We start from the raw sequence: 22528 nt of genomic DNA, 5'->3' as shown, positions 1-22528 counted from the left end.
GATCCACCCACTTCCTCTGCTTTCACTGCCTCGGGTGGGACGCGTTCATTTCAATTCTCCTTGGTCGCTTCCAGCGCAGACCGTTTCATGCCGTCCTGCCGGCGGAAGCAACGAGTGGGCGCGCAATCCGCGTACCCGGTCGCGTAGACGGATTGGTCGAACGCCTGTTCTTGACCCGCATGCAGGAACACGGATTGCTGGGTAGCTGTCGTTCGTGGGCAACCCGGAGTGGACAATGCGCATCGCACGCCCGTTCGGCAAGATCGTCGCAGCGCTCATCGTGACTGTCGCCGTGGTGGTCGGCGCGCTGGCGGTCTTCGTCCAGACGTTCGACTGGAACCGCGCTCGCCCGTGGATCGATGACAAGGTGTCCGAAGCCATCGGACGGCAGTTTTCGATCAACGGGGACCTGCGCGTGGACTGGCACCGGCCGCCGTTCGAGCACGGATGGCGTGCGTGGGTGCCGTGGCCGAGGTTCACCGCGCGCAACATCGTGATCGCGAACCCCGACTGGGCGCGCGCGAAGGACTTCGCGACGCTCGACGCCATCGGCTTCGACGTGGCCGCGCTGCCGCTGCTCGACCGGCGCATCGTCATTCCGTCGATCGAGCTCGTCAATCCGTCGGTCGATCTCGAACGCCTGAAGGACGGGCGCGAGAACTGGACGTTCAAGCTGAAATCCGCCGCCAGGCCGCGCACGTGGACGCTCGACCTGCATGACATCGCATTCATGAAGGGCCGCGCCGCCTATTACGACGAGGTCAAGCGCGCCGACCTGAAGGCGGCGATCGATACGCTCGGCCAGCCGATTCCGTTCGGCGACGTGCTCAGGCAGCAGGAGAAAAACTCGCGCCAGGAATCGGCCGGAGTCGTCGGCAGCGCGAACGCAACGAAGCTCAACGCACAGGTGCGGGCCAAGACCGCGCACGGGGCGTCGAAGGCGTCAGGCGCGCCCCCGGCCTCCGGCGAATTGCCGGCGGCGCCCGCGCCCTCGCCTTCCGCAGCCGCGCCCCCGACGGCGTCCGGGACCACAAGCGCCGCCGCGGCATCCGGCGCGAGCCGTGCGGGCTCGCCTTCCGTTCAACGCGCGATCGGGGGTTATGCGATCGGCTGGACCGTCGATGGAACGTACCGGACGATGCCGCTGAGCGGCAGCGGGAAGGTTGGCGGCGTGCTTGCGTTGCAGGACGCGCGGCGGCCGTTCCCGGTGCAGGCGAGCCTGCGCATCGGCGACACGCGCATCGCGCTGGTCGGCACGCTGACCGATCCGGCCCACCTCGCGGCGCTCGACTTGCGCCTGTGGCTGGCGGGAATCAGCATGGCGCATCTGTACGAGATCGGCGGCGTCACGTTGCCGGAAACGCGGCCGTTCGCGACCGAGGGCCGGCTGGTCGGCCAGTTTCGCGAAGCGGGGAACATCTTCAAGTACGACAACTTCACCGGCCGCGTGGGCGGCAGCGACCTGAACGGCTCGTTGACCTACGAGGCGCGCGAGCCGAGACCGGTGCTGTACGGCAAGACCGCGTCGAATCTGCTTCAGTTCACCGATCTCGCGCCGATCATCGGCGCGGATTCGAACGCGAGCAAGAGCCGCCGCGGCGAGGCCGCGCACCAGCCCGCCGCCAAGGCGGTGCCGGTCGAGGCCTTCCATACCGAGCGGTGGAAAGCGATCGACGCGAACGTGACGTTCACCGGCCGGCGCATCATCAAGAACGTCAACCTGCCCGTCACCGCGCTGGACACGCACGTCATCCTGCGCGACGGCGTGCTGACGCTCGATCCGCTGAAATTCGACGTCGCCGGCGGCACCCTCGCATCGACGATGCGCCTCGACGGCAACGCCGCGCCCCTGAAGGCGCGCGTGTCGATGCAAGTGCGGCACCTGCGGCTCAAGCAGCTCTTTCCGACCTTCGCGGTGATGCAGACGAGCCTGGGCGAAATCAACGGCGATATCGCGCTGTCGGCGACCGGCAATTCGCCGGCGGCGCTTGCGGCGAGTTCCAACGGCGAGGTGAAGACGCTGGTCACCGACGGCACCGTCAGCCGGCTGCTGATGGAAGCGGCGGGACTGAACGTCGCGAACGTCGTGTACGAGAAGCTGTTCGGCCAGCGGGACGTGAAGATCAACTGCGCGGCGGCCGACCTGGTGGCGACCAACGGCGTGTTCGATTCGCGCGTATTCGCAATCGATACCGACGACGCCGTGATCGACATGGACGGCAACATCAACATGCGCGACGAGACGATGAATCTGCGGATACACCCGCATACCAAAGGCCTCCGGGTGATTTCGCTGCGCTCGCCGCTGTATGTGCGCGGGACGTTCAAGCAGCCGCACGTCGGCGTTCAGCCGGGCGCGCTGATCGCACGCGGCGGCGCGGTGGTCGGACTGGGGTTGCTCAATCCGTTCGCGTCGCTCATCGCGCTGATTCAGCCGAGCAACAACCGGCCCCTGCCATGCCAGCAGATGCTTGCCGACATGGAAAAGCGGCCGACGGCGCCGCCGCCGGGCGTGCGAAAGAAACCCGCACCGGCGCCGGCGTATATGAAGGCAGCTTCCGGTGTGTTGGGGATGCCCCCTGCCGGACGCGCGGCGCAAGCGACCAGCGGCGCGGCGGCGCCGTCGTCGGGGGCCGCGGCGAATCCGGGCGTGGCCGAAGGTTCCCCTTCGACGTCCAGGGGACACTGATCGCCGGGCTACACGCTATAATCGCCGCCATGAAACTGCTCCGGACCTTCATCCTGCTGCTGCTCTGCGCGGTGCTGCCCATCAGCGGGCTGGCAGCCAGCGGCTTGACCGGTGAATGTCCGATGCAGCAAACCACGGCCATGGGCGCGGACGCCGGCCAGTCCGACATGCCGGGCTGCGAATCGATGAAGGCATCGTCCGTCGACAAAGCCAAGGCCAAGGGCGCGTTCTGCAAAGTGACGGCCCAATGCCAGTTCGGCAGCCTCTACCATCCGGCCGCCACGGCCGACATCAGCCGGCCGGCTGTGTCAGGTACGCCCGTCGTCTTCCACTACATCCAGTCTCTGCCGGTCCGCGACCCGAACGGGTTGTGGCGACCTCCGCGTCTCGTCTGATCCCTCGCTGACAGGTTCACCGCGGTTGCGGTGAAGTTCGTCCTATGCCGGACGTGGAATCCCTATGGGATTTCGCCTTTGGGGTTAGAACATGCCATTCATTTTCGGCACGCCGCTGCGTCGGCGTGTTCCGTGTCGCGTGCACACGCTTGTTGCCGCGCTTCTCGTCGCGGGCGTCGCTCACGCCCAGCAGGCGCCATTCACGCTGGACGCCGCGCTGCAGGCGGCGACCGATCGCTCTTCATCGATGCAGGCCGCGCAGGCGTCGGTGCGCGCCAGTTCGGAGGCGGCCGTCAAGGCCGGCCAGTTGCCGGACCCGATGCTCAAGGCGGGCATCGACAACCTGCCGGTCAACGGTCCGCAACGCTTCACCATCGGCCAGGACTTCATGACGATGCGCCGTATCGGCATCGAACAGGAATGGGTGTCCGGCGAGAAGCGGCGGCTGCGTTCCGCGCTGGCCAACGAGATGGTCGGGCGCGAGCGCGCCGGCTATCTCGCGCAACTCGCCAACGTTCGCCAGCAAACCGCCGCGGCCTGGCTGAACGCCGTGTATGCGAACAAGGCGCTCGCTTTGCAGCAGGCGCTGCTCGACCACATGCGCCATGAGCTGGCGGCGACGAACGCGTCGTATCGCGGCGCCAAGGCGAGCGCCGCCGACGTCGTGCAGGCGCAGGCGATGCTCGCGCAGACTCAGGACCAGGTGCTCAAGGCGCAGCAGGCTTATCAGACCGCGCTCATCGGGTTGTCGCGCTGGACGGCCGTTCCGGTTTCGGAGGTGACTGGCGAACCGCCGGCGCCCGAGTCTTTCGTGTCGTCGCTCCCGCCGGACGAACTGCGCCTGTCGCAACCGACGCTCGTCGCCGCCGCTGACGACATCGCAGTCGCCGAAGCCGATACGGCCGTCGCCAACAGCGAGCGCAGCCCGAACTGGACGTGGGAGGTCGCGTACCAGCAACGCGGCGGTGCGTACTCGAACATGGTGTCGGTCGGCGTCACCATTCCGTTGCCGCTGAATCGGAAGAACCGACAGAACCGCGACGTCGCGGAGAAAGCCGAACTCGCCACGAAGGCACGGCTGATGTACGAAGACGCGTTGCGACAGGTGCAGGCCGACATCCGCGCACAATCCGCGATCCTGGCGAGCGGGCGCGAGCGCATCGCCAATCTGGGCCGGTCGTTGCTGCCCGCCGCGGACCAGCGCGTGCAACTCGCGAATGCCGCCTATCGCGCGGGCAGCGGCTCGCTCGCGGACACGTTCGCGGCCCGCCGAGCGCAACTGGAAGCGCAGTTGCAGGTGCTCGACCTCAAGCGCGAGGTATCGCTGACCTGGGCTCAACTCGAATATCAGGTCGTGCCATCGACGATGGCCGCCGCTCGGTGACGGAGAACAACATGACCAAGAAACCACTGGTGCGCGCGGCGTCGGCACTATTCGCCGCTGCGGCGCTGCTCGGCGCAGGATACGTCGTGGGGACACGCAGCGCGGCCGCCCCCGCCGCGGCAGCCTCGACTGCCGCTGCCTCGCCGGGCGACAGGACCGACCCCAAGACCGGCAGGAAGGTGCTGTACTGGCACGACCCGATGGTGCCGAACCAGCATTTCGACAAGCCCGGCAAGTCGCCTTTCATGGACATGCAACTGGAGCCCGTTTACGCGGACGAAGGCGGCGGTGCTTCCGGCATCAGGATCGACCCGGGCCTGCAGCAGAATCTCGGCATTCGCTATGCAAGCGTGCGCCGGCAGGACACGGCGGGCGGGTTCGACGCCGTCGGCACGACGCAATTCGACGAATCGCGCGCGGCTGTCGTGCAGTCGCGCGTCACCGGCTACATCGACCGGCTGTATGCGAGCGCGCCGATGCAGCGCATCGCGAAGGGCGCGCCGGTCGCGTCGCTGTTCGTCCCGGACTGGCTCGCGCCGCAGGAGGAATATCTCGCGCTCAAGCGCGGCGGGATGGATGCCGGCTTGCTCGAAGCCTCGCGTGCGCGGATGCGCGCGATGTCGATTCCGGACGGCATCATCGCGAGCCTCGACCGAACCGGCAAGGCCCGGACGCACGTCGTGCTGACGTCACCCGAGGCTGGCGTCGTCAGCGAACTGAACGTCCGTGACGGCGCGATGGTCGCGCCCGGCCAGACGCTCGCGAAGATAGCGGGCCTGTCGACACTCTGGCTCGTCGTCGAGATTCCCGAGGCCCTCGCGCTGAACGTGCAGCCCGGCATGACGGTCGACGCGACGTTCGCAGGCGAATCGACACAACACTTCAACGGACGCATCCGCGAGATCCTGCCTGGCATCAGCACCACGAGCCGCACGCTGCAGGCACGCCTGGAAATCGACAATGCCGCGCTCAGGCTGACGCCGGGCATGCTGATGCGCGTGCGCGTCGCCGGCCAGAAGGCCGTGTCGAGACTGCTGGTGCCTTCCGAAGCGGTCATCACGACCGGCAAACGCTCGGTCGTCATCGTGAAGAACGCCGACGGGCGCCTTCAGCCGGCGACGGTGACCGTGGGCAATGACATCGGCAACGAAACCGAGGTGCTGAGCGGCCTGAACGACGGCGACACCGTCGTCGCGTCCGGCCAGTTCCTGATCGATTCCGAAGCGAGCCTGAAGTCCGTTCTGCCGAGGCTGGCGGGCGGCACGGGAGCGGACGCGGCCGCGCCTGCCGCTGCTGCGCAAAGCTACGAGACCACCGGCAAGGTCGAGAACGTGACCGCCGCGGACATCACGTTCTCCCATCAACCCGTGCCGGCGCTCGGCTGGGGCGCGATGACGATGGCGTTCAGCAAGCCCGCGCCCGGCGCATTCCCCGACGTCAAGGCGGGACAGACCGTGCACTTCGTCTTCAAGCAGTCGGACGACGGCTACCAGCTGACGAAGGTCGAACCGATCGGAGGCGCGCAATGATTGCCCGGCTCATCCGCTGGTCCATCCGCAACCGCTTCCTGGTGCTGCTCGCGACCGTGCTCGTGACGGGCTGGGGCCTGTACTCGGTCGCCGAGACGCCGCTCGACGCCCTGCCCGACCTCTCCGATACCCAGGTCATCATCAAGGCATCGTATCCGGGCAAGGCGCCGCAGGTCATCGAGGACCAGGTCACGTACCCGCTCGCGACGACGCTGCTCGGCGTGCCGGGCGCGAAGACGATCCGCGCGTACTCGTCGTTCGGCGATGCGTTCGTCTACGTGCTGTTCGACGACAAGACCGACCCGTACTGGGCGCGTTCGCGCGTGCTCGAATACCTGAACCAGGTGCAGAGCCGGCTGCCGCAGGGCGCGACGGTCTCGCTCGGGCCGGACGCGACCGGCGTGGGCTGGGTGTACGAATACGCGCTGGTCGACCGGACCGGACAGCATGACCTCGGGCAGTTGCGTGCGCTGAACGACTGGTTCCTGAAGTTCGAACTGAAGGCGGTGTCGGACGTCTCCGAGGTCGCGAGCATCGGCGGCATGGTGCGCCAGTACCAGGTCGTGCTCGATCCGGACAAGCTGCGCGCGTACGGCATCACGCAGGCCGCGGTGGCCGATGCACTCGGCAACGCGAATCAGGCGTCGGGCGGCTCGGTCGTCGAGCTGGCGGAATCCGAGTACATGGTGCGCTCGTCCGGCTATCTGCGCTCGCTCGACGACTTCCGCAAGGTCGTATTGCGCACCAACGACGCCGGCACGCCAGTGCTGCTGGGCGACGTCGCGCGCATCCAGATCGGCCCCGAGATGCGCCGCGGCATCGCCGAGCTGAACGGCCAGGGCGAGGTCGCCGGCGGCGTCATCGTGATGCGCTCGGGAAAGAATGCGCTGAAGACCATCGATGCCGTCAAGGCGAAGCTCGCCGACCTGAAGCGTTCGCTGCCGCCCGGCGTCGAAGTCGTCACGACCTACGACCGCTCGCAGCTCATCGAACGCGCGGTGGACAACCTGACGGACAAGCTCGTCGAGGAGTTCGTCATCGTCGGGCTCGTCTGCGCCGTGTTCCTGTTTCACCTGCGCAGCGCATTCGTCGCCATTCTGTCGCTGCCGCTCGGCGTGCTGGCCGCGTTCATCGTGATGCGCTACCAGGGCGTCAACGCGAACCTGATGTCGCTCGGCGGCATCGCGATCGCCATCGGCGCGATGATCGACGCGGCCATCGTGATGATCGAGAACGCGCACAAGCACCTGGAGGCGTTCGAGCATGCGCATCCGAATGCGCGGATGACGGCGGCGCAGCGCTGGGAGCTCATCGCGACGTCGGCCGCCGAGGTGGGGCCTGCACTGTTCTTCTCGCTGCTCATCATCACGCTGTCGTTCATTCCGGTGTTCTCGCTGGAAGGACAGGAAGGCAAGCTGTTCTCTCCGCTGGCGTTCACGAAGACCTACACGATTGCCGCGGCCGCCGGCTTGTCGGTCACGCTCGTGCCGGTCCTGATGGGCTACCTGATCCGCGGCCGGATTCCGCACGAGCACGTGAACCCGATCAACCGCGTGCTGATCCGGCTGTATCGTCCGCTGCTCGACGCGACGCTGCGCCGGCCATGGGCGGCGATTGGCCTCGCCGTGGTTGCACTGCTGCTCACGATCGTGCCGATCTCGCGTCTCGGCGGCGAATTCATGCCGCCGCTCGACGAAGGCGACCTGCTGTACATGCCGACCGCGCTGCCGGGCATTTCCGCCGGGAAGGCCGGCGAACTGCTGCAGCAAACCGACCGGCTCATCAAGACCGTGCCCGAGGTTGCGACGGTGTTCGGCAAGTCGGGCCGTGCGGATACGGCCACGGACCCGGCGCCGCTCGAGATGTTCGAGACCACCATCCAGTTCAAGCCGCGCAGCCAGTGGCGGCCGGGCATGACGCCGGAGAAGCTGGTCGACGAGCTGGACCGGACGGTCGAGGTGCCTGGCCTGTCGAACGTGTGGGTGCCGCCGATCCGCAATCGTCTCGACATGCTGTCGACCGGCATCAAGACGCCGGTGGGCGTCAAGATTTCCGGATCGGACCTGACGCAAATCGACCGCATCGCGACGCAGGTCGAAACGGCCGTCAAGGGCATTCCCGGCGTGACGTCCGCACTCGCGGAACGGCTGAACGGCGGGCGCTACATCGACGTGGACGTCGACCGGCTCGCCGCAGCCCGCTACGGACTGTCGGTAGCCGCTATCCAGTCGGTCGTGTCGTCGGCGGTGGGCGGCGAGAACGTCGGCGAGGTGATTGCCGGCCGCGAGCGCTTCCCGATCAATATCCGCTACCCGCGCGAAATTCGCGACTCGCTCGAGAAGCTGCGGCAGTTGCCGGTCGTCACGGATCGCGGCGCGCAAATCCAGCTCGGCGACGTTGCGCACATCGCAATCGCCGACGGTCCGCCGATGATACGCAGCGAGAATGCGCGGCTCTCCGGGTACGTCTACGTCGACATCCGCAACACCGACCTGCAGTCCGCCGTGAAGGCAATGCAGAAGGCCGTGGCCCGGCAGGTCCAATTGCCGCCCGGCTACTCGATTGCGTGGTCGGGCCAGTTCGAGTACCTGGAACGCGCGGCGGCCAGGCTGCGAACCGTCATCCCCGTCACGCTGGCCGTCATCTTCGTGCTGTTGTTCCTGACGTTCAACTCGGCCGCCGATGCGCTGCTGCTGATGTCGACCGTGCCGTTCGCGCTGGTCGGCGGATTCTGGCTCGTCTGGATACTCGGCCACGCGGTGTCGGTCGCGACATCGGTCGGCTTCATCGCGCTCGCGGGCGTCGCTGCCGAGTTCGGGGTGGTCATGCTGCTCTACCTGAAAGGCGCGCTCAACCGCCGGCTGGAAGACGGCGAGCCGCTCACCGAGGCGCTGCTGCTCGACGCGATTCGCGAAGGCGCCGTGCTGCGCGTGCGGCCGAAGGCCATGACGGTGGCCGTCGTGCTCGCAGGCCTCGTTCCGATCATGGTCGGACACGGCGCCGGGTCGGAGGTCATGCAGCGTATCGCCGCGCCGATGGTCGGTGGCATGGTGACCGCGCCGCTTCTGTCGATGTTCGTGATTCCCGCCGCGTGGTTCCTGTTGCAGCGTCGTCGCGCACGACAGGCCAGTGCCGTCCATTTTCCCCACGCAGTCCCTTCCGGCACGAACGTGCCCGTCAACCAAACTGGAGAAGTCTGATGAAGAAGATGATCGTCGTATCCGCTGCCCTTGCGGCCACTTTCGCCACGCCCGCATTCGCCGGCAACGACATGGCCGGCATGGACATGCCGACCAAGGCTTCCTCGATGAAGGCGTCGTCGAGCAACGCGCTCACCGACGCGGAGGTCAGGAAGGTCGACGCGGCGACCGGCATGGTCACGTTGAAGCACGGCGCGCTGGAAAACGTCGGCATGCCGCCGATGACGATGGGGTTCAAGACGAAGGATGCCGCGATGGTCAAGCAGGTCAAGGAAGGCGACAAGGTCAAGGTGCGCGTTGAAGAGGTGAACGGCACCCTGACCATCGTGAAACTCGAAAAGCGCTCCTGACGAAGCGTTGACGGCCGGCGCGCGGGCTTCCGTTCGCGCGCCGATCACCGCAGCATGAACGACATCGCCGACAGGCTGTTCAGCGTGCGCACCGCATGCTCGACCGACGGCGCATCGAAGCGCAGCGTCACCGCATCGATCCGTTCCAGCGCCGGCAGCATGCCGAACAGGTCCGCGAGCGCGGCGCTCTGCACGCGCAGCGTGCACGCAGCCGGCGCGGGTCGATGCGCGCCGGCGCGCAGGCCGGCCGCCGCCGCACCCGCGACGGTCTCGCGCGCCGCGGCCGCGATGCATGCGCACGCGGCCGCGGGCGTCAGCGTGTCGCCGCACGACGCGCCGCCCGCCGTTTTGACCGTCTCGAAACGCGCGGCCGGAAACTGCGGCCGCGTCTCCTCGGCGAACACGTCGTCGCCGGACGCCAGCGCGACGTGCGCGCCGTATTCCTGCGCCAGCGCGCCGTACAGCCCCGCTTCGCCGAGCTCGACGCCGTTCAGCCAGACCTGCGTGAACGCAAAGCTGTTGATCGTATGCGCGAGCACCCCGCGCGTCTGCGACTTCGCGTGATAGCCGATCATGAACACGAGGTCGGGCCGCTGCTCGAGCCCCGCCATCATGCCGAGCATCCGCGGCTTGCCGAGCACCACGCGCGAGCGCGCATCGAGCGCGTCGGGCAGCAGGTTGCGGAAGCCGCCGTGCGAATCGTTGACCCAGACGGCCTGCGCGCCGCCCGCGAACGCGCCCTCGATCGCCGCGTTCGCCTCGGCGGTCATCCAGCGGCGCGCGCGTTCGTATTCCGGATTGCCGGGCCGCGTCTGCTCGACGGCAAACACGCCGGCGACGCCTTCGATATCGGTCGAGATCAGGATCTTCATGAATGCGTGGCGGGTCCTTCGTTGAGCAGGCGGTCGAGCTCGGGAACGGCGTCGCGCAGCGCCTGCCGCACATGAGCGTCGCGCCCGGTAACGGTCACTGCCTGCAGCAGCGCATCGACGATCGCGTGTTCGACGCTTTCGGCCGCGGCCTGGAACAGCGGATCGAGCACGCTGTCGGCGAGCAGCGCCGGCAGCGCCACGAACTGCGCGTCATGGGCGATCGTGTACGCGGTCGAGAACGCGAGCGCGATATCGCCGCTGCCGTGGCCGTAGACCGAGCCCGTGCGCGCGAGCCCCGCCGCCGCGCGGCGCGCGAGCCGCGCCAGTTGCCGCGCGTCGAGCGGCGCATCGGTCGCGAGCAGCATGATGATCGAGCCCTGTTCGGGCGGCGCGGCCTGTTCCGCCGCCGCGCGCGCGGTGACGATCCGCCCGACCGGCACGCCGCCGAGCGTCAGCATCGGCAGCCGGCCGAAATTCGCGAGCACGAGCGCGCCGACCGTATACGAACGCCCGGCGGCCGCCGCGATCCGCGACGCCGAACCGATCCCGCCCTTGAGATCGAAGCACGACATCCCGCGCCCCGCGCCGACCGCGCCGCGCACGACGTCGCGCGTCGCGGCGCGGCACGCGTCGTCGTAGTGCGACGCGCCCACCGCGAACGCGTGCAGGTCGTTCAGGTAGCCGTCGTTGCATTCGAACACGAGCGGGTTGACGGTCGGCCAGTCGCGGCCGATCCGCGGATTCGCGGCGATCGCCGCGCGGATCTGCGCGTGCGCGACCGCCCCGACGCCGAAGGTATTCGTCAGCGCGATCGGCGTATCGAGCACGCCGAGCTCGTCGACCTGCACGAGCCCGACGCTCTTGCCGAAGCCGTTGATCACCGCCGCGCCGACCGGCGCCTTGCTGCGATACACGTCGCCCGCGTGCGGCTTCACGACGGTGACGCCGGTCTGCACCGCGCCGGCATCGAGCGTGCAATGGCCGACCGTCACGCCGGGCACGTCGGCGATCGTGCCGCGCGGGCCCGCGGGCAGCGTCGCGGCCCACATCGTCGGCGCGGCCATCAGCGGCGCTCGAGCTTCGGATCGAGCGCGTCGCGCAGCCCGTCGCCGAGCAGGTTGAACGCGAGCACGGTCAGGAAGATCGCGAGGCTCGGAAAGATCGCGACGTGCGGCGCCGTCACCATGTCCGCGCGCGCCTCGTTCAGCATCGCGCCCCACTCCGGCGTCGGCGGCTGCGCGCCGAGCCCGAGGAACGACAGGCTCGCCGCGGTGATGATCGACGTGCCGATCCGCATCGTGAAGTACACGACGACAGACGACACGGTGCCCGGCAGGATGTGCCGCATCAGGATCGTCCGGTCCGACGCGCCGATGCTGCGCGCGGCCTCGACGTAGGTCATGTGCTTGAGCACCAGCGTGTTGCCGCGCACGAGCCGCGCGAACGCCGGGATGCTGAAGATCGCGACCGCGCAGATCACGTTGATCATCCCGTTGCCGAGGATCGCGACGACGCCGATCGCGAGCAGGATGCCCGGGAACGCGAACAGCACGTCGGCGATGCGCATCGTGATGCGGTCCCACCAGCCTTCGTAATAGCCCGCGAGCAGCCCGAAGAACGTGCCGACCACCGCGCCGAGCGCGACCGAGAAGAAGCCGGCCTCGAGCGAGATGCGCGTGCCGGCGACGATCCGGCTGAAGATATCGCGGCCGAGCGAATCGACGCCGAACCAGTGCGCGGCGGACGGCCCGGCGTTCAGCGCGTCGTAGTCGAAATAGTTTTCCGGGTCGAACGGCACGACGTGCGGGCCGACGAACGCCAGCACGACGAGCACCAGCACGAAGCCGCCCGCGACGAGCGCGACGGTCTGCTTGCGGAACTTGCGCCAGAATTCGCGCCACGGCGTGCGGATCGTGGAGGACGCGGCGCTCGCCGCGGTCTGGACGGTCGCGTTCATGCTGGCCTCACTTGAACCGGATGGTCGGGTTGATGACCGCGTACAGCACGTCGACGGTCAGGTTGATCAGGATGAATTCGAGCGAGAACAGCAGCACGATCGCCTGGATCACCGGGTAGTCGCGCATCGTCACCGCATCGACGAGCAGCCGCCCGAGCCCCGGCCAGTTGAACACCGCCTCGACGACGATCGAGCCGCCGAGCAGGAAGCCGAACTGCAGCCCCATCATCGTGACGACGGGAATCATCGCGTTGCGCAGGCAGTGCTTGAGCACCACCATCGGCTCGTGCACGCCCTTCGCGCGCGCGGTGCGCACGAAATCCTCGTTCAGCACCTCGACGAACGACGCGCGCGTGAAGCGCGCCATCACCGCCGCGACGGCAGCTCCAAGCGTCAGCGACGGCAGCACGTAGCTCTTCCACGTGCCGTCCGGCACGACCGGCAGCCAGCCGAGCTTCACCGAGAAGATCTCCATCAGCAGCATGCCGAGCGCGAACGCGGGAAACGAGATGCCCGACACCGCGAACGTCATGCCGACGCGGTCCGGCCAGCGGTTGCGCCACACGGCCGACGCGATGCCGATCGCCATCCCGAACAGCGTCGCCCAGCCCATGCTGACGATCGTCAGCAGCAGCGTCGGCATGAAGCGCTCGCCGATCTCGGTGGACACGGCGCGCTTGCTGCGCGTCGATTTGCCGAAGTCGCCGTGCGCGATCTTCACGAAGAAGTTCGCGAACTGCGCGGGCATCGGCCTGTCGAGGCCGAGATCGGCGCGCACCAGCGCGACGGTCGCCTCGTCGGCCTCGGGGCCGGCCGCGAGCCGCGCCGGGTCGCCCGGCAGCAGGTGCACGAACAGGAACACCAGCACCGCGACGATCGCGAGCGTGGGCATGAGGCCGAACAGGCGCTTGACGATGAAATTCAGCATGATGGCACCGAACCAGGGCGGCGCGCCGTGACGCGCCCGAATGCGCTTACTTCAGCGAAATCTCGTCGAAATTGAACGAGCCGTCCGGCATCACGTACATGCCCTGCAGCCGCTTGCTGCGCGCGTAGACGATCTTCTCCTGCACGAGGAAGATCCACGGCGCGTCGGCCCAGATCTGCTTCTGCACGCCCGCGTAGTACTCGGCCTTCTTCGCGTGATCGGTCGTCGACAGCGCCTTCTCCAGCCCCTCGTCCACGAGCCCGTTCTGGTAGTACGCGGTATTGAACAGCTTCGGCGGCTTCGACGCGGATGCGAGCAGCGGCGTGAGCGCCCAGTTCGCCTCGCCGGTCGACGACGACCAGCCGATGTAGAACATCCGCACCGGCGCGGTCGCCGGGTCCTGCGCGCTCTCGACCTTCGAGACGCGCTCGCCCGATTCGAGCGCCTGCACTTGCACCTTCACGCCGACCTGCGCGAGCTGCTGCTGGACGAACTGGATCACCTTCTGCGACGTCGTGTTGTTGTAGCCCGACCAGAGCGTCGACTCGAAGCCGTTCGGATAGCCGGCCTCCTTCAGGAGCGCGCGCGCCTTCGCGGGGTCGTACGGCCACGGGCCCGTCTTCGTCGCGTACTCGACGCCCGGCGGCACGACGCCCGGCGCCGGCATCGCGAAGCCCGAGAACGCGACCTTCGCGAGCGCATCCTTGTTGATCGCGTAGTTGAGCGCCTGGCGCACCTTCGGATTGTCGAACGGCTTCTGCAGCGTGTTCAGCGAGATGTAGCGCACCACGATCGACGGACGCTCGACCACGTCGAGCTTCGGATTGGTCTTCAGGTCGGCGACCTGCTCATAAGGAATCCGGAACGCGAGATCGGCCTGGCCGGCCTTCATCAGCGCCGCGCGCGTGTTGTTGTCGATCACGGGCTTCCAGTCGATCATGTCGATCTTCGGATAGCCTTTCTTCCAGTAGCCGGCGTATTTCTTCACCTTCATGTCGTCGGTCTGCTTCCACTCGACGAACTCGAACGGCCCGGTGCCGACCGGATGCAGCCCGATCTCGCGGCCCCACTTCTTCAGCGCCGTGGGCGAGATCATCACCGCGGACGGATGCGCGAGCGTGTTGATGAACGCCGAGAACGGCTCGCGCAGCGTGAACCGCACCGTATACGGATCGACGACCTCGGTCTTCTCGATCACGCGGAACAGGTTGTAGCGCTTCAGCTTGTTCGCCGGATCGGTCACGCGGTCGAACACGACCTTCACCGCGTCCGCGTTGAAATCGGTGCCGTCCTGGAACTTCACGCCCTGGCGCAGCTTCACCGTATAGACCTTCGCGTCGGGCGACGCCGTGTAGCCCGTCGCGAGCACGTTGACGAGCTTCATATCCTTGTCGAAGCCGAACAGGCCCTCGTAGAACGACTTCGCGGCCGCCTGCGACACCGTGTCGTTCGAATCGTACGGGTCCATCGTCGTGAACGTCTCGCCGACCGCGATCACCGCGGTCTGCTGCGCGAACGCGGGCAGCGCGACCGCCAGCGCGAACGCGCTCGCGCCCGTGGCGAGCAGCGCGCGCGGACGGAACATCGGGAACGAATGCGATTTGTTCATGTGGGCTGGCTCCTGTGCGTGATTCGGTGACGCGTGGTGGGAATCGCGGAATGACTGCCTCCGCTCGGGAAACAACCGTCTCTGCCTGGCGCGCGCGCAACTGCGGTCCATCGCCGCCTCCGCGCGTCAGTACGCGCCGCCGACGCGATGCGTCGCGACGAAGTGATCGGGGCCGACCGCGACGAGCGGCGCGACCGCCGGCTCGTCGCCGGCCGCGCGGATCGGGCTCGGCACCTCGTCCGCCGGCAGCTGGCGCGGCGCGTGTCGGCGCGCCGGATCGGCGACCGGCACCGCGCTCATCAGCTTCTTCGTGTACGGATGCTGCGGCGCCTCGAACACCGCGCGGCGCGGGCCGATCTCGACGATCTGGCCGAGATACATCACCGCGACGCGATGGCTGACGCGCTCGACCACCGCCATGTCGTGCGAGATGAACAGGTACGCGACGCCCAGCTCGCGCTGCAGGTCGAGCATCAGGTTGACGATCTGCGCCTGCACCGACACGTCGAGCGCGGACACCGACTCGTCGGCGATCACGACCTTCGGGTTCAGCGCGAGCGCGCGCGCGCGATCGCGATCCGCTGGCGCTGGCCGCCGGAGAATTCGTGCGGATAGCGGCGCGCGGCCTCCGCCGGCAGGCCGACCTTGTCGAGCAGCCAGTCGACCCGCTGCTGCGCGGCCGCGCCGCTCGCGACGCCGTGCACGAGCAGCGGCTCCATGATCGAGAAGCCGACCGTGAGGCGCGGGTTCAGCGACGCGAACGGGTCCTGGAAGATGAACTGGATATTGCGGCGCAGCGCCTGCAGGTCCGGGCCCTTCAGCGCGCTGATGTCGCGGCCGTCGAATTCGATCGAGCCGCTTTGCGACTCGACGAGGCGCAGCAGCGAGCGCCCGGTCGTCGACTTGCCGCAGCCGGATTCGCCGACGAGCGCGAGCGTCTCGCCCGCGCGCAGCTCGAAGCTCACGCGCTCGACCGCATGCACGTATTGCGACACGCGGCCGAACAGGCCGCTCCTGACCGGAAAGCGCGTGACGAGGTCGCGCACGCGCAGGATCGGCGGCGCGTGCGGATCGACGCCCGGCTGCGCGAGCGCGGCCACCTCGTTCACATCCTCCGCCACTTCGGCGATGGCCGGGGCCGCCGGCGCAACCGCCATGCCGTTCGCGTTCGCGGGTGCGGCCACGTCGACCTTCAGCAGCGGGAATTTCTCCGGCGCGTCGGTGCCGTGCATCGACCCGAGCCGCGGCACCGCCGCGAGCAGCGCGCGCGTGTAGCGATGGGCGGGCGCCGTGAAGATGCGCTCCGACTCGCCCTCCTCGACCTTTTCGCCGCGATACATCACGAGCACGCGATCGGCCACCTCGGCCACCACGCCCATGTCGTGCGTGATGAACACCACGCCCATGTTCATCTCGTCCTGCAGCCCGCGAATCAGTTGCAGGATCTGCGCCTGGATCGTCACGTCGAGCGCGGTGGTCGGCTCGTCGGCGATCAGCAGCGCCGGCCGGCACGACAGCGCCATCGCGATCATCACGCGTTGCCGCATCCCGCCCGACAGCTGGTGCGGATAGCGCGCGAACACGCGGCGCGCCTCCGGAATCCGCACGAGATCGAGCAGCCGCAGCGTTTCGGCGCGCGCGTCCGACGCACGCTTCGACTGATGCAGCGCGATCGCCTCGCTGATCTGGTCGCCGACCGTGAACACCGGATTGAGCGACGTCATCGGCTCCTGGAAGATCATCGCGATGTCCGCGCCGCGCACGCCGCGCATCGTCGCGGCGCTCGCCCGCGCGAGGTCGAGCAGCGCGCCGTTGCGCCGCCGGAACGCGATCCGGCCGCTCGCGATCGTGCCGCCGCCGTGCTCGACGAGCCGCATCAGCGCGAGCGACGTGACCGACTTGCCCGAGCCGGATTCGCCGACGATCGCGAGCGTCTCGCCGCGATCGACGTGGAACGACACGCCGCGCACCGCGTCGAACGTCGCGCCCTCGCGCTGGAACGTCACCGACAGGTCGTCGACCGCGACGACGCGCTGCTCGGGCAACGCGAGTGCGCTCGGAGTTCGGTTCGGAGTCATGCGTGCGTCTCCTGCATCGGGGGCGAAACGGAATCAGGCCGCGTCGTCGCGGTAGATCCCGACGACGGGCGCGGCGCCGACGCGCGCGTAGCCGCGGTACATCCCGTCGGTGTTGAACGGCATCGCGACGTTGCCGTGCGCGTCCACCGCGATGATCCCGCCGCGGCCCGCGATGCGCGGCAGCTTGTTCATCACGACGTCGTACGCGGCCTCGGCGACCGACACGCCGCGGTACGCGATCTGCGCGGCGACGTCGTGCGCGGCCGCCATCCGGATGAACATCTCGCCGGTGCCGGTCGACGACACCGCGCAGGTCGCGTCGTCCGCGTAGCAGCCCGCGCCGATGATCGGCGAGTCGCCGACCCGGCCCGGCTGCTTGTTGGTGATCCCGCCCGTCGACGTCGCCGCCGCGACGTGGCCGTGCAGGTCGCGCGCGACCGCGCCGACCGTGCCGTGCTTGCGGTCCGGGTCGAGCGGCGCGCCGTCGCCGAACGCGAACGTCGCGGCGTCGTGATCGAGCAGCGCGCCGGCGGCGTCGCGCGCCTTGAGCCACTGCGCATGACGCGCTTCGGTGCCGAAGTAGCCGGGCTCGACGAGTTCCAGCCCGTGCGCGGCGGCGAACACGTCGGCGCCCGCGCCGGCGAACATGACGTGCTCGCTCGCCTCCATCACGCGCCGCGCGGCGAGCACCGGATTGCGCACGCGCGTCACGCAGCAGACCGCGCCGGCGGCGAGCGTCGCGCCGTCCATGATCGCCGCGTCGAGCTCGTGCGTGCCGTCGGCCGTGTACACCGCGCCCCGCCCCGCGTTGAACAGCGGGCAGTCCTCGAGCATCCGCACCGCGACGCTCACCGCGTCGAGCGCGCTGCCGCCGTCGGCGAGCACGGCCTGCGCGGCGCGCAGGATCGCCGCCAGTTCCGCGCGGTATTGCAGTTCGGTGTCGGTGTTCATCGCTTCGCGCAGGATCGTGCCTGCGCCGCCGTGAATCGCGACGATCGCGGGTGAAGTCATGATTTCCTCGAACCGGTGGATGAAGGGTCCGTCGCCGGCAGCGCCGCCTGCGGCTGCGTGAGCCACGGCAACAGGAATTCGGTCATTTCCGCGGCGGCCTTCGCGGAGCGATGCGTGCGCAGCGCGACGGCGTCGATCAGCGCCTCGATCATCGCGAGCACGGCCGCCTCCGACGTCGCCGCGAAGCGCCGCTGCGCCGTCACGAACAGCGTCAGCGGCGTGAGCGGCGCGAGCGGCGAATGCGGGCCGTCGGTCAGCGCGAGCACCCGCGCGCCGCGCGCGGCCGCGCGGCGCGCCAGCTCGATCGTGTCCTCGACGTAGCGCGGAAACGCGATCGCGATCACGAGGTCGCGCGCGTCCGCCGTGTACAGGCGCCGCGCCGCATGCGACGGCCCGCCGAGCAGCGCGAGCGACTGCACGTTGTCGTGGCACACCGACAGCCCGTGCTCCATCAGCCCCGCGAGAAACGCGCTCGATCCCGCGCCGAGGATCAGCACGCGGCGCGCAGCGACGATCGCCTCGACCGCCGCCTCGATATTGGCCGCGTTCAGTTGCGCACGTGTGTCCTCGATGTTCTCGACCGCCTGGTTGAACACCGCGTCGATCCACGCGGCGTCGCGCACGCCGGCTTCCTGTTCCTGCGCGGAGCGCAGCCGTTCGACCGGCGCGAGCGTCGCCTCGAAGCCGCGCACCAGCGCCGCGCGCATCGCCGGATAGCCGTCGAAGCCGAGCGCCTTCGCGAAGCGGTTCGCGGTCGCGATCGACGCGTCGACGGCCTGGGCCAGCTCGTCGATCCGCATCGTCGCCGCGCGGAACGGATTGGCCAGCACGTATTCGCCCATCCGGCGGTGAATCGGCGTGAGCGACGGCATCGCCGACGCGATGCGCGCGGCGATCGACGGTTCGGCATCGGACGCGGTGGACGGATCAGGTGTCGGCATGACGGCGACGGTCAGGCAAATGAAAGTGAAAGTAAACTTACACAATCCACATTAGGAAAAAAATAAATTTCCAGCGACTCAGGGATTCCCCGATGCGGCGCGCGCGAGCGGATGCGCTTCCCGTTCACGGGGTAACATCACGCGAGTCCGCCACATCCGGGCTTGCCGCGCGAATGCGTGCGGCGGCCGGCGTTCCGTCTCGTGCCTCTTTTCTCGATGCCTACCATGTCAGACTCCCGCCCCTTGTCCCAAACGACGTTCAGGCCGCAGGTCGTCCCGCCGTCGCTCGCGGCCGGCAAGCGCGCGCATCTGCCGATGCCGCGCGCCCGGACATGCGACGACGCAGGCGCAATGACGGCGGGCTTCGTTTCCGCGGGCGTGCGATGAGCGGCGTGTCGCACGATCTCGTCGGCGACACCATCGCGCTCGGCACGTTCGCGCTGCTGTATCTCGCGGGGCTCGGGCTTGCGCTTTGGCGAATCCGTGCGGCCGGACGGCGCGGCAAGGTCTACTGGATCGTCTGCGCGGCGCTGCTGATCGGCGGCGCGGGCGCGATGTTCGCCGGGCAGTCGCCCGGATCGAACCTCGGCGAGATGCCCGGCGGCTTCGCGCTCGGCGTCGAAGCGGTGCTCGGCGGGCTGGCGATGGTCGCGGCCGGATGCGCGTGGCTGATGCTGCGCGCGAGGCGGGAGCCCTAGCCCCGCGTTTGATCGAGGAACGCCAGCATCGCCGCATTGAATCGGGCCGGGCGCTGCAGCGGCGCGAAATGGCTGACGCCCGGCAGGATCGTCAGCGTCGCGCCCGGAATGGTGCGGGCGAGATAAGCCGCATGCTCGGGCCGGATGAATTCGTCATGCTCGCCGAGCACGATGGCGACGGGCACGTCGATCGCGGCGAGTTCCTTCGCCGAGTAGTCGGGCTGCGTGCGCATCATCTCGCTGACGGCCGCCACGAACGGCTCGAAGCCGTCCGGCGTCGCCGACAGCGCCGCGTAATCGTTCCGGTGCCGGGCGAAGCAGCGGTCGACCACCGCGCTCGACGCCATCGCCTTCACGCCGCCCGGGTCCATGTTGCATGCGAAGAAGAACACGCTTTCCACGCGTGCGGGAGCCCTGGACGCCAGCACGAGGGCGATGCACGCGCCGTCGCTCCAGCCGACGAAGCGGGCCCGGTCGAGGCCGAGCGCATCCATCACCGCGAGCACGTCCGACGCCATCCGCTCGTAGGAATAAGGCCGGCCGTCGCGCGTGCTGCGGCCGTGGCCTCGGCTGTCGATCAGGACTGCCCGATAGCCGGCCGCCAGCACGGCCGGCACCTGATAGCCCCAGTTGCCGGCGTGGCCGAGGCCGCCATGCAGCAGGATCACCGGCGGCCCGTCGCCGTAGCACGCATGCCAGATGCGCGCGCCGTCGTGTTCCAGCCAGCCCTCGAAGCCGGCCGCCGGCAGCGGCGCGGCGCCATGCGCCGCGAACCGGCCGAGGTCGTCGTCCTCCATCTCCGCACTCATCGTTCTTTATCCTTGCGACGAAGCCGAAGACGCGATTGTAATGCGCGTCCCGGCGCGCTCGCGCCGACGGAAGCGGCAGCGCCCCGAACCGCCCGTGCGTCTGCTACGCGGCGTGCTTGTGCGCGCGGATCATCCAGCACGCGGCGTCGAAACGCAGCTCGTCGCCGTGCACGTAACGCTCGAACGCCGCACAAGCCGTTTCGACCACGCGCACGCGCGTCGCGTCGTCCACGTCGCGCAGCGCGAGGCCGACGGGGCCGAGCCGCGACACGTAATCGGCCAATGCGTGCGTCGGCAGCACGCATCGCACGTCGATCGGCCGAAGGTCGATGCCGCTCCAGCCGCTCGCGTCGAGCATCGCCGCGACCCGCTCCCGGTCGCCGAACGCGAACTGTCCGGGCGCGCCCGGCATGCGGGGCGGCAGGCCCGGCAGCAGCGGCGCCGCGGCGCGCTCGGCGGTCGTCATGAACGGGTTCTCCGCCGCGCTGCGCCACGCGATCGCGCATAGCCCCGCGCCGTCGGCGGCCGCGTGCCGCAGGTTCGCGAACGCACGGACCGGATCGTCGAAGAACATCACGCCCAAGCGCGACACGATCAGGTCGAAGCTCGCGGGTGCAAACGCGTGCGTCTGCGCATCCGCGCGGACGAACCCGGCGCCCACGCCTGCGCGCTCGGCGCGCGCCCGCGCAGCGGCGAGCATCGGCGCCGATACGTCGACGCCGGTGCAGTGCCCCTGCGCGCCGAGCCGCCGCGCGATGGCGACCGTGACGGCGCCCGTGCCGCAGCCGACGTCGAGCACCTGCCGCGCGCCCGTGGCCGCGGCCGCTTCGACGAGCAGTTCCTCGAACGGCTCGAACATCCGGTCGAGCACCGCTTGCATGTCGACCCACGCGCGGCCGGACGGGCCGTTCCAGAGTGCGGCCAGTTCGCCGTTGGCTGGCTGAGTGTGGTTCATGATCGTGTTTCCTGTGGATTTGCCCTCGAAAGGCGAACCGCCAGTGTGCTGCTTCAAGCCGGCTTGAAGTCAAGCGGCGGCGGACGCCATCGGCGCAAACGCCTTTCGAAACGAGACGGGGGCGGAAGCACGGCCAGCCCGACGACAACCGTCAATTGATTTTGCGAGTGGCCTAAACCCTGGCAGTCAGCTGCCGTTAATCTTTCTTGCGACTCCCCTTCATGGATTGAAAGCAACACCGACTGCATGGCTGGCAGCCGAATTCGACATGAAGCAAATGATGCCCGGGGTTGATGAGCATCCACCAACTCTATTTCGACAGTCCTGAGAGCACGTCGTCGGGCGCATATTCCAACAACAACGAGGGTTTCATGGCGATCGCCATCACCAGCAGCACGCCGCGGTATGCGCCAACTCAGGCTCAATCCGCATCAAGTCAGGAAAAATCGTCTATCGGCACCGCGACCAAAGCAGGTTCCGTTACCGTCTCGTGGCGCGCTCAAGCACGCAATGGCACACCCGGCCGAAAAGAACTGGGCGCAAGGGCCGAAACCATCGTTGATGAAATCGCCGGCGAGACCTGGGCCGCGAACAGGGCCAGACACGATGCCGAGCGCCCGAAATCGGACGACCCGCAAGCTTTGGCATTGGCCAGGCAAGCAACGGATTTTTCCCATGGCATCGGCGCCAACCCGTTCAAGGGCATGTCTCGCGAGCAGCTGGATGCCATTGCCTATGACGACAGCGGCAAATTTACCGTCAACGAGCGGCATGCAGCCTGGCACGAAGCCTACGATCAGGAACAGGCCTGGCGCGTTCGGGTCATTGCGCAAGGCGATCTCGAATATCAAGGAACCGGGAAGCAGAACGGCTTCTTTGCCGAAGTGCTCAAGCACTACAAGGGCCTGCCGGCGATCGAGCAAGCACAATACCCGGACAACTACGCGTCGAAATTGCAGTACTGGATCTCGCTCGACTTCAACTTCCACGCGAACCAGGCTGAAGGCGGCGGAACTTCCTACAAGAGCGTGGTCGAGACGCTGCTCGAGCAAGGCCCGCATGCCCGAAATGGCGCGATGATTGCCGCGTCGGCAACTCGGGACACACCGGCTGCCCACTGACT

Annotated in this window: 17 protein-coding genes and 1 pseudogene; 8 read left to right on the top strand and 10 right to left on the bottom strand. The window is 68.4% G+C overall.

Annotated elements, in window-relative coordinates; all coding sequences use genetic code 11:
- The first annotated feature begins 235 nt into the window (after positions 1–235).
- The 6 genes from KY49_RS28375 (at position 236) to KY49_RS28350 (ending at position 9547) form a co-directional block, all read left to right on the top strand.
- A complete protein-coding gene (locus KY49_RS28375) occupies positions 236–2689 on the top strand; it encodes an AsmA family protein (RefSeq protein ID WP_042587695.1) in 2454 nt (817 codons plus the stop codon).
- A 29-nt stretch (positions 2690–2718) separates the two neighbouring features.
- Positions 2719–3084 carry a hypothetical protein gene (locus tag KY49_RS28370; RefSeq protein ID WP_042587694.1) on the top strand — a complete coding sequence of 122 codons (366 nt, stop codon included), beginning with the start codon at positions 2719–2721 and terminating at the stop codon, positions 3082–3084.
- A gap of 91 nt (positions 3085–3175) precedes the next feature.
- Positions 3176–4468 (top strand): TolC family protein, encoded by a 1293-nt coding sequence (locus KY49_RS28365; protein ID WP_042587693.1) that lies wholly within the window; start codon positions 3176–3178, stop codon positions 4466–4468.
- An 11-nt stretch (positions 4469–4479) separates the two neighbouring features.
- The gene (locus KY49_RS28360; protein WP_042588804.1) at positions 4480–5997 is read left to right on the top strand and encodes an efflux RND transporter periplasmic adaptor subunit; all 1518 of its coding nucleotides are present in this window, start codon (positions 4480–4482) and stop codon (positions 5995–5997) included.
- Positions 5994–9197 (top strand): efflux RND transporter permease subunit, encoded by a 3204-nt coding sequence (locus KY49_RS28355; RefSeq protein WP_042587692.1) that lies wholly within the window; start codon positions 5994–5996, stop codon positions 9195–9197. The genes KY49_RS28360 and KY49_RS28355 overlap by 4 nt, the downstream gene beginning before the upstream one ends.
- The gene (locus tag KY49_RS28350) at positions 9197–9547 is read left to right on the top strand and encodes a copper-binding protein (protein ID WP_042587691.1); all 351 of its coding nucleotides are present in this window, start codon (positions 9197–9199) and stop codon (positions 9545–9547) included. Before KY49_RS28355 ends, KY49_RS28350 begins: the two co-directional genes overlap by 1 nt.
- Before the next feature lie 44 nt (positions 9548–9591).
- Here the strand turns inward: KY49_RS28350 and KY49_RS28345 are convergent, their stop codons facing one another.
- From KY49_RS28345 to KY49_RS28310, 8 genes and pseudogenes are all read right to left on the bottom strand, one after another.
- Positions 9592–10419 (bottom strand): M55 family metallopeptidase, encoded by an 828-nt coding sequence (locus KY49_RS28345; RefSeq protein WP_042587690.1) that lies wholly within the window; start codon positions 10417–10419, stop codon positions 9592–9594.
- Complete coding sequence (locus KY49_RS28340; RefSeq protein WP_042587689.1) at positions 10416–11483, bottom strand: P1 family peptidase; 1068 nt, start codon at positions 11481–11483, stop codon at positions 10416–10418. Before KY49_RS28340 ends, KY49_RS28345 begins: the two co-directional genes overlap by 4 nt.
- Entirely contained in the window at positions 11483–12376 is an 894-nt protein-coding gene (gene gsiD, locus KY49_RS28335) for a glutathione ABC transporter permease GsiD (protein ID WP_042587688.1), read from the bottom strand. The genes KY49_RS28340 and gsiD overlap by 1 nt, the downstream gene beginning before the upstream one ends.
- A gap of 7 nt (positions 12377–12383) precedes the next feature.
- Entirely contained in the window at positions 12384–13304 is a 921-nt protein-coding gene (gene gsiC, locus KY49_RS28330; RefSeq protein ID WP_042587687.1) for a glutathione ABC transporter permease GsiC, read from the bottom strand.
- A gap of 46 nt (positions 13305–13350) precedes the next feature.
- A complete protein-coding gene (gene gsiB / locus KY49_RS28325; protein WP_042587686.1) occupies positions 13351–14913 on the bottom strand; it encodes a glutathione ABC transporter substrate-binding protein GsiB in 1563 nt (520 codons plus the stop codon).
- A gap of 126 nt (positions 14914–15039) precedes the next feature.
- Positions 15040–16991, bottom strand: a pseudogene (locus KY49_RS28320) (dipeptide ABC transporter ATP-binding protein).
- A 33-nt stretch (positions 16992–17024) separates the two neighbouring features.
- On the bottom strand, positions 17025–18002 hold the full coding sequence (locus tag KY49_RS28315) for an isoaspartyl peptidase/L-asparaginase family protein (protein WP_042587685.1): 978 nt from the start codon (positions 18000–18002) through the stop codon (positions 17025–17027).
- Complete coding sequence (locus KY49_RS28310) at positions 17999–18943, bottom strand: MurR/RpiR family transcriptional regulator (RefSeq protein WP_042587684.1); 945 nt, start codon at positions 18941–18943, stop codon at positions 17999–18001. The genes KY49_RS28315 and KY49_RS28310 overlap by 4 nt, the downstream gene beginning before the upstream one ends.
- Before the next feature lie 383 nt (positions 18944–19326).
- On the opposite strand from KY49_RS28310, the gene KY49_RS28305 reads away from it, so the two are divergent.
- Positions 19327–19641: a membrane protein gene (locus tag KY49_RS28305; protein WP_042587683.1), complete on the top strand. Its 315-nt coding sequence runs from the start codon at positions 19327–19329 to the stop codon at positions 19639–19641.
- Here the strand turns inward: KY49_RS28305 and KY49_RS28300 are convergent.
- Together KY49_RS28300 and KY49_RS28295 are read right to left on the bottom strand one after the other, a co-directional pair.
- On the bottom strand, positions 19638–20450 hold the full coding sequence (locus KY49_RS28300) for an alpha/beta fold hydrolase (RefSeq protein WP_042587682.1): 813 nt from the start codon (positions 20448–20450) through the stop codon (positions 19638–19640). The genes KY49_RS28305 and KY49_RS28300 overlap by 4 nt on opposite strands.
- 103 nt (positions 20451–20553) lie before the next feature.
- Positions 20554–21405, bottom strand: coding sequence for a class I SAM-dependent methyltransferase (locus KY49_RS28295; RefSeq protein ID WP_042587681.1), 852 nt, complete (start codon positions 21403–21405; stop codon positions 20554–20556).
- Positions 21406–21698: 293 nt separating this feature from the next.
- Here KY49_RS28295 and KY49_RS38825 point away from each other — a divergent pair, with 293 nt between their 5' ends.
- The gene (locus tag KY49_RS38825; protein ID WP_231636515.1) at positions 21699–22526 is read left to right on the top strand and encodes a hypothetical protein; all 828 of its coding nucleotides are present in this window, start codon (positions 21699–21701) and stop codon (positions 22524–22526) included.
- The last annotated feature ends 2 nt before the right edge of the window (positions 22527–22528 follow it).

It is taken from the genome of Burkholderia sp. MSHR3999 (assembly GCF_000833595.1).
GTDB classification, from domain to species: domain Bacteria; phylum Pseudomonadota; class Gammaproteobacteria; order Burkholderiales; family Burkholderiaceae; genus Burkholderia; species Burkholderia ubonensis.
The sequence above is the reverse complement of the archived record's forward strand: the minus strand, read 5'-3'. Positions and strand labels throughout refer to the sequence as shown.

Excerpts from the sequence above, each read along its gene's own strand:
- gsiC (WP_042587687.1), bottom strand. The coding sequence starts at position 13,304 with ATGCTGAATTTCATCGTCAAGCGCCTGTTCGGCCTCATGCCCACGCTC.
- gsiB (WP_042587686.1), bottom strand. The coding sequence starts at position 14,913 with ATGAACAAATCGCATTCGTTCCCGATGTTCCGTCCGCGCGCGCTGCTC.
- KY49_RS28375 (WP_042587695.1), top strand. The coding sequence starts at position 236 with ATGCGCATCGCACGCCCGTTCGGCAAGATCGTCGCAGCGCTCATCGTG.
- KY49_RS28345 (WP_042587690.1), bottom strand. The coding sequence starts at position 10,419 with ATGAAGATCCTGATCTCGACCGATATCGAAGGCGTCGCCGGCGTGTTT.
- KY49_RS28360 (WP_042588804.1), top strand. The coding sequence starts at position 4,480 with ATGACCAAGAAACCACTGGTGCGCGCGGCGTCGGCACTATTCGCCGCT.
- KY49_RS38825 (WP_231636515.1), top strand. The coding sequence starts at position 21,699 with ATGAGCATCCACCAACTCTATTTCGACAGTCCTGAGAGCACGTCGTCG.
- KY49_RS28350 (WP_042587691.1), top strand. The coding sequence starts at position 9,197 with ATGAAGAAGATGATCGTCGTATCCGCTGCCCTTGCGGCCACTTTCGCC.
- KY49_RS28295 (WP_042587681.1), bottom strand. The coding sequence starts at position 21,405 with ATGAACCACACTCAGCCAGCCAACGGCGAACTGGCCGCACTCTGGAAC.
- KY49_RS28315 (WP_042587685.1), bottom strand. The coding sequence starts at position 18,002 with ATGACTTCACCCGCGATCGTCGCGATTCACGGCGGCGCAGGCACGATC.
- KY49_RS28305 (WP_042587683.1), top strand. The coding sequence starts at position 19,327 with ATGAGCGGCGTGTCGCACGATCTCGTCGGCGACACCATCGCGCTCGGC.
- gsiD (WP_042587688.1), bottom strand. The coding sequence starts at position 12,376 with ATGAACGCGACCGTCCAGACCGCGGCGAGCGCCGCGTCCTCCACGATC.
- KY49_RS28310 (WP_042587684.1), bottom strand. The coding sequence starts at position 18,943 with ATGCCGACACCTGATCCGTCCACCGCGTCCGATGCCGAACCGTCGATC.
- KY49_RS28370 (WP_042587694.1), top strand. The coding sequence starts at position 2,719 with ATGAAACTGCTCCGGACCTTCATCCTGCTGCTGCTCTGCGCGGTGCTG.
- KY49_RS28300 (WP_042587682.1), bottom strand. The coding sequence starts at position 20,450 with ATGAGTGCGGAGATGGAGGACGACGACCTCGGCCGGTTCGCGGCGCAT.
- KY49_RS28365 (WP_042587693.1), top strand. The coding sequence starts at position 3,176 with ATGCCATTCATTTTCGGCACGCCGCTGCGTCGGCGTGTTCCGTGTCGC.
- KY49_RS28355 (WP_042587692.1), top strand. The coding sequence starts at position 5,994 with ATGATTGCCCGGCTCATCCGCTGGTCCATCCGCAACCGCTTCCTGGTG.
- KY49_RS28340 (WP_042587689.1), bottom strand. The coding sequence starts at position 11,483 with ATGGCCGCGCCGACGATGTGGGCCGCGACGCTGCCCGCGGGCCCGCGC.